Source organism: Bradyrhizobium sp. (assembly GCF_019244115.1).
In the GTDB taxonomy this organism is placed as follows: domain Bacteria; phylum Pseudomonadota; class Alphaproteobacteria; order Rhizobiales; family Xanthobacteraceae; genus Bradyrhizobium.
Map to the genome: position 1 here is coordinate 1 of NZ_JAFATE010000052.1, position 9,808 is coordinate 9,808.

Genomic DNA, 9,808 nt, shown 5'->3' on the forward strand with positions numbered 1-9,808 from the left:
GGGGGAGGGCTGGGGTGGGGGCGTCGTGCGAAAAAGGCTGCAGCGGAGGCCAGGGCGGCCCCCACCCGCCGCGCAAGCGCGGCGACCTCCCCCGCAAGCGGGGGAGGCAAACGGAGAGAGCGCCACTCATATGCGATAGCCCTGCCCCGCACCGGGGGAGGGGGCGCAGCGCCGATGTGGCTCGATCGAACCTCATTTCAACCCGCTAGTCCTTGACGTCGACGCCATAGAAGGTGTGGCGTCCGAACGGCGACAGCTTGAAGTCAACCACGCGCTTGTTGACCGGCTTGAGCTGCACGGCATGCGCGATGGTGAACCACGGCGCCTGCTCCTTGAAGATCACCTGGGCTTGCCCATACAGCTTGGTCCGCTCGGCCTGATCGCTGACGGTCTTGGCCTTCAGCACCAGATCGTCGAACGGCTTGTAGCAGAACTTTGCGACGTTCGAGCCGCCGGATTGCGCCGAGGCGCAGCCCAAGAGGGTGTGCAGGAAGTTGTCGGGGTCGCCGTTGTCGCCGGTCCAGCCCAGCATGCCCATCTGGTGCTCGCCGGCCTGCATCCGCTTGCGGTATTCGCCCCATTCATAGGACTTGATTTCGGCCTTGACGCCGATCTTGGCGAGGTCGGCCTGCATCAGCTCGGCAATGCGCCTGGCGTTCGGATTGTAGGGCCGCTGCACCGGCATGGCCCACAGATCGGTTTCAAAGCCGTTCGGATATCCCGCCTCGGCCAGCAGCTTCTTGGCCGCTTCGGGATGATAGGGATCGTCCTTGACCTCGTCATTGTACGACCACATCGAAGGCGGGATCGGATTTTTCGCCGCGATGCCGGTCGACAGGTAAACGGCGTCGATGATCGCCTTCTTGTCGAGCGCCATGTTGATGGCCTTGCGCACGCGCACGTCGTCGAACGGCTTCTTCTGGGTCTGGAACGCCAGATAGCCGATGTTGAGGCCCGGCTGCTCCAGCACCGTGATGTTGGGATCCTTCCTGATCGCATCGAGGTCGGCCGGGTTCGGATAGGGCATCACGTCGCATTCGCCCTTCTGCAGCTTGGCCCAGCGCACCGACGCATCCGGCGTGATCGAATAGACGAGGTCGTCGATCTTGGCCTTGCCGCCCCAGAACTCAGGGAAGGCCTTGTAACGGATCACGGCGTCCTTCTGATACTGCACCAGATAGAACGGCCCGGTGCCGATCGGGTCCTGGTCGATCTTTTCCGGCGTGCCGGCCTTCAGCATGGCATCGGCATATTCCTTGGACTGGATGGATGCGAACGGCATCGCGAGGTCGGCGAGGAACGGGGCTTCCGGCTGATTGAGCGTCACCTTGATGGTGTAGTCGTCGACCTTCTCGACCGATTTCAAGAGTTTCGGCATCGCCATGTCGCCGAAATAGGAATGGTTCGTGCTCGTCACCTTGAAGTACGGATTGTCTTCCTTCCATTGCCGCTCGATCGAGAACATGACGTCGTCGGCATTGAAGTCGCGCGTCGGCTTGAACGACTTTGACGAATGCCACTTCACGCCCTTGCGCAGGTAGAAGATGTAGCCGGTGCCATCCTCCGAGATCGCCCACTTCTCGGCAAGGCCCGGCCTCACTTGCGTGCCGCCGCGCTCGAACTCGACGATGCGGTTGTAGACCGGCTCGCTGGCATCGAACGAGGTGCCTGTGGTGTTGACGCCGGGATAGAAGTTTTCGGGGCTGCCTTCCGAGCAGAACACCAGGGTTTTGGCGGAAGCGGCCGGAGCCGCCACGAGCGTCGATGCGCAGACGGCGGCGAGCAGGATTGATCTGTCCACGATTGGACCTCCAGGTGATTTCGTTCGGCGCGCCCAAGATGCAGGCTTCGCCCGAGGGATGGCTGCGCGAGCTTGCTATCGGGTGCTCTGGCTGTCAATGCGTCCAGGGCTGATGCCCCGGCGACCCTGTTGCAGCAAGCCCAGGATGGGTGGAGCGACTTGTCCGCCGAAGCTCGAAGAGCGAAGGCGGAAGCGATACCAATCATTCCGCGATTCACGAAGATGATGGTTTCGCGAAGAGCTCAATTCATCCTGCGTACCGTAGCGAATGTCAGATCCGCCATGCTACTCGTACGCGACCCAGAGCTGGTCGGCAAAAGGGCCGCGTTTGCTGAGCTTGCCCCTGGCGCCGGGCGCGCGCCGCAGATTCTGCCGTTTCAGCAGCGCCTTCAGCATCAGCGGCAGCAGCGCGTTGTTCATGTGGATCCCGAAGCATTGATGATGGTCGAGGCCGAAATGGATATATTGGTCGCCCGCGCGGTTCGGATCGAACTGCGTCGGGTTCGGCACCCGCCGCTCATCCATCATGGCCGAGCTGGCAGCGACCAGCACGGTCTTGTCCCGGGGGATGGTGACGGCGCGTGGCGTGCCCGCCGCGATGTCCGCGTCCTGCTTCGCCACGCGCCGCAGGAACGGCGCCACCGGATCGAACCGCATCGCCTCGAAGACAAAGCCGGCGAGCAGCTTGTCGTCGGCACTGCGCGCGGCCTCCTGCGCGCCTTTCAGGGCATCGGGACGGCGCAGCAACTGCTCGAGCGCCTGCGGCACCACCATCGGCGGCTGCGGCGGCCCGCCATAGATCAGGCCCAACAGCGAGGTGCGGATCTGCGCATCGCTGAAGCTCGCGGGGTCTGCCGCCTGCATGGCGACGCAGCGGCCGAGGACGTCATCCTGCACCACGCCTGCCGTCTTTCTCGCTGCTATCAGCGTATCGATATGACTTCGCAGCGCCGGCCCGACGACGTCGACCTCCTTGCGCAGCTCCGGATCGTCAAAATCGTCGGCAAACTGGAATTCGAACAGCCGCATCAGCGAGGCAGGCAGGGCAGCTCCCGGCGGATCGGGAATTCCCAGATAGGACTGATAAAGCTCGAAGGTGATGCGGCGAACCAGCTCGACGACTTCAATCTGCCCCTTGCCATCGGCGATGGCGTCGTTGACGAGCTGTTCGCCGAGGCGTTCCACCTCGGGAATGAGGCGGGCCGGAATATCGCTGACCCGCACGGCCTTTCGCAGCGCCTCTGTGTCGTGGCGATACTGCGGCGTGTCGTCCATGCTCAGGAAGAATGGCTCGCCGCCCGTGATGACGTGGAGCTTTTTCCCGTAGGCGACGCGGAACGCCGCGTCGTTGCGAAAGATTTCACAAACCTCGTCGTAGCGCGTCGCAAACACCACGCCGAGACGGAGGTTCCATGGCAGCCAGCGCAGCAGGCGAAACAGCAGCGGAAACCCGGTCGAAAGGGCAAAGGCCATCAGCCAGCCCTTGATGCCGCCCGGCGCCGGTCGAAGCACGTTTTCGCTGGACCAGCGCGACGCGCCGGGGGAGTTGGCGTCCCGCACACCTGATGAGGTTGCTTGTTGCACCTTTTTGCCCCCCGCAGCTTAAGCACAATCTTGACGCGTATTTTATCGTCGTCAACTGCGTCGCCGGGAAAGTCTTTCTCTCGCGTCCGGGACGCCGGTCGGACTCCGAAACGTGCTCAAATCGGGGCAGGATGACGCGTCCGGTAGTATTGCGGAGTTCACAACTTTAATTTGCTGTTCCCATGCGCAGCACCTACCCAAGGGGTGCAATCGGGGACGGTCGCATGTCAACAAAACATAGGCGTCGATGCCGGGCGCTATTTGCCGTGCTCGCGGAGCTCAATGAACGGCCCAGGGACTACGTGCACTTGGGGCGCGTGAAGTTCGCCCGCAACGACGACAAGCAAGAAGCGTGCTTGCCAACCAGCCGGGTTAGCCCATGGATTTCTCTTGGATCCGGGATTTCTCTTGGATCTGGCGCGCCATTCAAAATAAAACCACGAACTCGTATATTATTGATATTGCGCTGTGATTTTTGATCGCCGTGGAAAAAGCCTTCTAACCAGTGGCCGGGTCAGGTCGTTCTCAGGGTCGACTTGATCGAACGAGAGAATGGGCCGGCCGCAAGGCTGCAGGTTTATCTGCCTTCAGAACTCTTTCTGCAGCCCGACATCAAGCTGACAGTCGACGATGGCGCCTCAATGCAGATTCCCTTCGCAATTTGTTTGGCCAACGGCTGCGTGGCCGCGACTGTTGCCGACCCCGCTTTCATTCACCAACTCGCTTCCGGCGGGATGCTTTCCGTGAAAGGCGTCAACCTCAACGTCAGAATGGTTGTTGCTGCGCTGCCACTGGACGACTTTGCGAAAGCTCATCAAGGTGGCCAGCGCAAATTTTTGAGCAGAGATCGGTGAAAAATGGGGGCGGTCCCCTGAGGGAGATAACGCAAAATAGGCTTGCGTTCGATCCGATCCAATGCCGTGCATGTGTGATCACGCGGGCGGCGCCTCACGAATGGACAAGCGGTGACCCTCGCTAGAATACGTGCGCAGGTATTTTGGTGGGTTAGCCTTCCCACAATTGTGGCAGAATTCCTTTTGAAGGGCCCATCAACAATTTCGCGAAGCCTTAGAATGAAGGCTTGGCTGGTGTTGAAGCGCAACAGCGTCAGCGACGCGTCACAATCCGGGCATTGACTTGCGTCAACTAATCGCAGGTTGAAAAGGGTTGCGCCAGGGCTAAAATAAAATTTAGATTTGTGGGGCCGCGGCCACACTGCCAATCCCGTTTTCGCGAAACCTAAGTCCCCTCCGCGTTAGCAGAACCCGACTAAATCGTACTTTCTGTTTCGGGGAGAACAGAAATGGCGTTGAGTAGAGTTTTCAGTTTTGATGATCCATCGGCGTGCCAAGCAATTTTTCCTTCTGCCGATGTCGCGCTGTTTCCCACGTCGAAGGGAAACTTCCATGCCGATGTCACACAAATCGGCATGAACGGGATTTGGATGCACCGAATCCACATATCACTGCCGGAGATCAATACGGTCGCGGTCAAGCCCGGCCGCAGATCGCTCGGCTTTCTGACCGAATGCAATTCATCATCATTGCTTGATTGCGGCCTGGACGTTCTGCCAGGCGACATCGTCATGAACAGGTCCGACCTCGTACACCAACGATCTGACGCCGACTTTCACTATGCCACGGTGTCCCTCCCATCCGAATATCTGTCTGCTGCTGCCGAAGCAATAACCGGACGTGAGTTACCGGAGGCCGCGCGAAAGTCCATCATTCGTCCGCCTCCTGGACTGATGCTTCGACTGCTTAAAATGCACAAGAGCATCGGGCAACTTGCTCATGACACCCCGGACATATTGGAAATCCCTCAGGTGAGTCGGGCGTTGGAGAATGAGCTCAGTCACATCGTGGTCAGATGCCTCGCCGAAGGACACACTGCGGAGCCGACCGCAGGCCGCCGGAGTCACCACACCATCCTCACGCGGTTCGTGGAATTCCTGGAGGCAAATCCTGACCGGCCGCTCTACCTCACCGAGATCTGCACGGCCATCGGCGCGGCAGAGCGAACGCTTCGCGCCTCCTGCGAAGAACATCTTGGCATGGGGCCAATCCGTTATTTGACATTGCGCCGAATGCATCTCGTTCGACGGGCGTTGCTGGCCGCACATTCGTCCACAGCAACGGTCACCCGTATTGTTACGGATCACGGTTTCTGGGAGCTAGCACGTTTTTCGGTCGCCTATCGCGGGCTATTTGGGGAATCACCTTCGGACACTTTGCGACAACCCGCGGAGCAGACCGCCACCAGCTCAATTGCCTGTCCTCCGTTGCAGCCGCAGAATTTCCCAAGCCGCCGACTAGCCTCCTGAAATGGCTCGGATTTGATCGAGTTCAACGTAGCCGCTCCGAACTAGGGACAGGCGCGACTTCCCAAGCTCTAGTTGGTCAGATCGCGAACGATAACGGGTGATTGCGCCAGATCCTCAAGGCTGTGACGAAAGCGCCACAGAGCTCACAGAAATTTCCCAAGCTTCAGGAAAACCTCCGGAAAAGTCGATCCCCCCTGTTGCTCAGTCACAGGCCTGCCCTTTCACTTTGAATGGGCACGGGGATTCATTGCAATGCATGGACGCGCTGGTCATCTGCTGTTTGCTTCTCTACTTCTGTTTTCAAACACTCAGTCCGTTCGTGCAGCTTGCATCGACGCCGCCCAGCTCGCGCACTCGACCGTCAGCATTATGCGGTATTTCGATGACGCGGAGCGCAATGAGCGTCCAAGCCTCGTCGGCGTGCGGGGCACCGGCTGGTTCCTGTCCCCAACGACGATCGTCACCGCCGAGCACGTCACTGCAGGGATGAAGCTCTCGACCGAGGCGTGGAAACCTCTCGAAATCATGGACGGAGATCGCAGCCAGTTCATCTCTGCGCGCATCCAGCGCCTGGCGGGAGCCCAGGCGGAAAGGCTTGCCGTCATCGAACTCGAGCGCGCCGCGTCCGATGCGCGGAGCATAGCGATCCGAAAGGAGCCTCTTTCACCTGAAGAGGAGCTCATCACCCTCGCGTATCCAGCCGGCCACCTGCAGCTGGTGGGCGGACGGTTTGTTCGGTTCGGCGATGACGGGAAACTCACCGGCATGGCACTCCTGGAATTTTTTGAAGGTGACAACCGCCTTATTATCGATCACGGCGCCTCGGGTGCACCCGTGATCGATTGCAACGGCCAAGTCGCGGCGGTCGTCAGTAACGTGTTCACCCAGAGCCTAAGTTTGGGCTACCGTGTGATGCGGATTTCGACTGCGTGGGGGACGCCCAACGTTGTATCCGTGCCAATCCAGGCGCTGGATGATCTTCCGCAGGCTGACTGAGGTCTATTCTTCGCACCGGGAGCCTTGCTGCTTTCGCGTGCCGCTATCGTCAGCCGATATCGCATAGTGGCTCCAAATCGAGCTGGGTATCATCGTCTCAGTCGGGCTGACAACTATCGGAAACGCTCGGCCTGTACCGGCTATACCGGGCCCATGTCCTTCGAGGAGGGGTACTCTGTACGCAAGAACTGTCCGCGGTCCGAGGACGGGACATATGGCAGAGGGCGGCGCACTTACGTTTAGCGATCCTGATGGCTACGCGGCCGAATTTGGCGATATACGGATCAACCTCACGATAACCGGTGCCGGAAATTTCAAGGCACGGCTCATACGCCTGAGATTGAAGCAGTTGGAGGTCTGTTGCTGCTCAGAAAACCTCCCCCGTACTGGTGACCCGTCACGCCGAAATGGTTGCGATGTCGGAAGCGCAACGCGTCCTAGGAACCAAGCGGTTGTCGCGCTGCACGCTTTATACCAATGTCGAGCCCTGCGCGATGTGCTGCTACTGCATTCGCGAGACCCGAACGCGCAAGGTCGTCTATGCTATTCGCTCGCCCATCATGGGCGTACACTCGAGATGGAAGGTTTTACAGGACAAGGAGATCTCCGGCGCCATCCCCGAAGTTTTCGGCCGCGTCCCCGAGATCGCTGGCGCGGTGATGCGCGAGGAGGCGGAAGCAGTGTGGCGGGATTGGCACCCGATGATCTGGAGAATCATCACGTTCCGCGGCTGCTTCGGCGGCGTCGCCCAAGCGCCCGCCGAGGTGCCCCGCCGCGAAGGATTTTTCCGTCGCCTGACTCTGTTGCATCGCTGACTGCGCCGCGCTTTGTCGCTCGCCGGTAGGAGGCCTGATGAGCCAAATTTCCCGCTCAGTGGACAGTGGTTTCACCGTTCTCAATCGGCGCGGAACGCCGCACGGGCGGTTCCGCCGTCTTTTGCGCTACTTTATTCATTTCTTCTCGTATCACCTCATCCTTAGACGCCAGAGCATCCGAACGACCCGGGCGGCGGGCTTCCGCCTGCGCGTACGGCCGACCGTCTTCCACCCCCGCTTCTTTCTGAGTAGCGAGTATTTCGCGACGTTCCTCGACGGGCTCGACCTGAGTGGCAAGTCTGTGGCTGATATTGGCACCGGGTCCGGCATCTTGGCTCTGGCGGCCGCGCGCGCCGGTGCGGCGGAGGTTTTGGCGCTCGACATCAATCCCCATGCGGCTCTCTCGACGCTGGAGAATGCGCGGGCGAACGGCTTTGGTGACCGTGTGAGTGTGGCCTGTATGAACCTCCTCGCCGCGCTTCCAGTGCGCCCGCTTTTCGATGTGATACTATCAAGCCCACCCAACCATGCTGGCGAGCCGCGCGATCTCGCGGATCGCGGTTGGCACGCCGGCCCTCAATATCGGGACGTCGCGGCCTTGTTCAAGCAGGCCAGCGAGCGGCTGAAGCCCGACGGCCGTCTCTACGTCCTCGGACTCCGATCTCGACTTGTTCGGTCGGCTGATTGACGAGGCCGGCTTTCGCGCACGCCTTGCCTACGAGCGCTCATTCTACATCGAGTCGATGGTTCTCTACGAGCTGCGCAGTCGGTAGGGTTGGGCCGGCAGCCTTGCCCGGCTGCTGGTCCGCTCGCTCGACTTCTTGACGTCCGGCGCTTGGCGGCGCGGCAGTCGTCGCGTCAACTGGGTTCGCGTCGCCGGGGTGATTTGCGACAAGTTCGACGGCGAGTTCGCGTCGCACTCGCTGACCCACGCCAGAACAGCAACCGTGCGTTATCAATGGCGAGGTGACGTCTGTTATGGCCCCACGGCTGCCAATGTGGGCATTGCAGCTAATTAGTCGGAGGCTATCTGAGGTACAAGCCACTGACGCATTCGGGAAGGCAACCGCGGACCCAAAGCGGACTCGGGAAGTATGCAGTCCAGAAGGGTCGGACCGTTTGCTTCGTTCCCGCACGCACCGCATTGGCTAGTACGGGCAGTAATCCCAGAAGCCCTGGATGCGGGACGGGTCGGTGTAGTACCAGCACATGCCAGGCGCCGGCTGTGGGCCCGAATATGCTGGCGCATTTCTGGCTTCGACGAAGCGGATCGCCGCACCGGCCAAAACTGCGTCGCCCGGAGGCCGCCAATACCAGCCAGGACAGGCCCAACCGCCGCGCGGTTCAATCGCCTCGCAGCCGCCGCATGCCACGGCGCAGACCTCGACGATGCCTGAGATGTCTTTCGTTTGCTCGTGCCTTGCCGTCGGATGCAAGGGTGCCGGCGACATGGGACCCGTCGATGCAAGCAGCGCGAAGACGGAAAGAGCCGTCGATGCGGCAATGACGGCGATCCTTCGCGGCATTGGTCGGAAAGCGAGATTTGACATTGCTTCCTCCTTTTTCGATTGCTCTTGGAGGCAGCCGCCGCCCCCATTCGGCGAACGTGCACCCGGGAGGCGTTCGCCCAAGCACACAGGTGACTTGGGAGTATCCAGAGCATTTCGTGGAGAGGAGGTTGGTCGAAGCGCCCAGCATCCGCTATGCGTCTTCGGCAATTTTCAAAGCAGGTACTCGGGGCTCTGGAGCTCAAGCGCGCTCGGCGCGTCATTGTGTCGCGGGAGCAAAGCGTGGCTGAATCTGCATAGTCGGGACTGCCGGCCGGTTCAAGATCAGCCGCGCGTGCAGATCTCCGGAAAGCGAGCGTCACGAAGTGCTGCGAGATACTCCTGACCCTCGGGTGCCCCCTGATATCATCACCTTCAATCACATTGGGCAGATGCGGGCGCATACTGCCGAAAGCGCATAGCGCATCCAGGACGTTTCCATCATTTTCCGCGCAAAAGGCGTCCGACCAGATTGCCCGAACTATCACCCTGGTTGGATCGAAAAACGCAAGACGGTCGGTGGGTGGAGCGAGGCGGAGGCTGCGGCCCGTGGGCTTCGGCAGCCGACATTGAAGAAGGCAACCATCGGCCTGTTCAGAGCAATCTGAGGCGCTCTTGGGCTGTTGTGTACCGCCTCGACGATGGCCAGCGTACCCGCATCCGCCCAGCAGCGGGGGCAGCCGATCCTGGCCTTTACGTCGATTGGCGAACTCTCGGCCCAGATCGTACTCCGATGCTCAAG

General features: G+C 60.6%; 7 protein-coding genes and 1 pseudogene. 5 read left to right on the forward strand and 3 right to left on the reverse strand.

The genetic code is table 11. From position 1 onward, the window contains the following. Positions 1–205 precede the first annotated feature (205 nt). On the reverse strand, positions 206–1,801 hold the full coding sequence (locus JOZ76_RS02450; RefSeq protein ID WP_291697043.1) for an ABC transporter substrate-binding protein: 1,596 nt from the start codon (positions 1,799–1,801) through the stop codon (positions 206–208). A gap of 285 nt (positions 1,802–2,086) precedes the next feature. Further along, a complete protein-coding gene (locus JOZ76_RS02455) occupies positions 2,087–3,385 on the reverse strand; it encodes a cytochrome P450 (RefSeq protein ID WP_291697044.1) in 1,299 nt (432 codons plus the stop codon). A 524-nt stretch (positions 3,386–3,909) separates the two neighbouring features. On the opposite strand from JOZ76_RS02455, the pseudogene JOZ76_RS02460 reads away from it, so the two are divergent. The 5 genes and pseudogenes from JOZ76_RS02460 to JOZ76_RS02480 all read left to right on the forward strand — a co-directional run. Beyond that, positions 3,910–4,239, forward strand: a pseudogene (locus tag JOZ76_RS02460) (invasion associated locus B family protein); the annotation flags it as partial. A gap of 449 nt (positions 4,240–4,688) precedes the next feature. After that, entirely contained in the window at positions 4,689–5,708 is a 1,020-nt protein-coding gene (locus JOZ76_RS02465; protein WP_291697045.1) for an AraC family transcriptional regulator, read from the forward strand. A 252-nt stretch (positions 5,709–5,960) separates the two neighbouring features. Further along, positions 5,961–6,704, forward strand: a complete 744-nt coding sequence (locus JOZ76_RS02470) for a S1 family peptidase (protein ID WP_291697046.1) — start codon at positions 5,961–5,963, stop codon at positions 6,702–6,704. A 389-nt stretch (positions 6,705–7,093) separates the two neighbouring features. Next, positions 7,094–7,519 carry a deaminase gene (locus JOZ76_RS02475; RefSeq protein WP_291697047.1) on the forward strand — a complete coding sequence of 142 codons (426 nt, stop codon included), beginning with the start codon at positions 7,094–7,096 and terminating at the stop codon, positions 7,517–7,519. A 37-nt stretch (positions 7,520–7,556) separates the two neighbouring features. After that, the gene (locus tag JOZ76_RS02480) at positions 7,557–8,207 is read left to right on the forward strand and encodes a 50S ribosomal protein L11 methyltransferase (protein WP_291697048.1); all 651 of its coding nucleotides are present in this window, start codon (positions 7,557–7,559) and stop codon (positions 8,205–8,207) included. Positions 8,208–8,667: 460 nt separating this feature from the next. On the opposite strand, the gene JOZ76_RS02485 is transcribed toward JOZ76_RS02480, so the two are convergent. Further along, the gene (locus tag JOZ76_RS02485; protein ID WP_291697049.1) at positions 8,668–9,069 is read right to left on the reverse strand and encodes a hypothetical protein; all 402 of its coding nucleotides are present in this window, start codon (positions 9,067–9,069) and stop codon (positions 8,668–8,670) included. Positions 9,070–9,808: the final 739 nt, after the last annotated feature.

Coding starts and splice junctions, on each gene's coding strand:
- JOZ76_RS02465 (WP_291697045.1), top strand. CDS start 4,689: ATGGCGTTGAGTAGAGTTTTCAGTTTTGATGATCCATCGGCGTGCCAA.
- JOZ76_RS02480 (WP_291697048.1), top strand. CDS start 7,557: ATGAGCCAAATTTCCCGCTCAGTGGACAGTGGTTTCACCGTTCTCAAT.
- JOZ76_RS02470 (WP_291697046.1), top strand. CDS start 5,961: ATGCATGGACGCGCTGGTCATCTGCTGTTTGCTTCTCTACTTCTGTTT.
- JOZ76_RS02485 (WP_291697049.1), bottom strand. CDS start 9,069: ATGTCAAATCTCGCTTTCCGACCAATGCCGCGAAGGATCGCCGTCATT.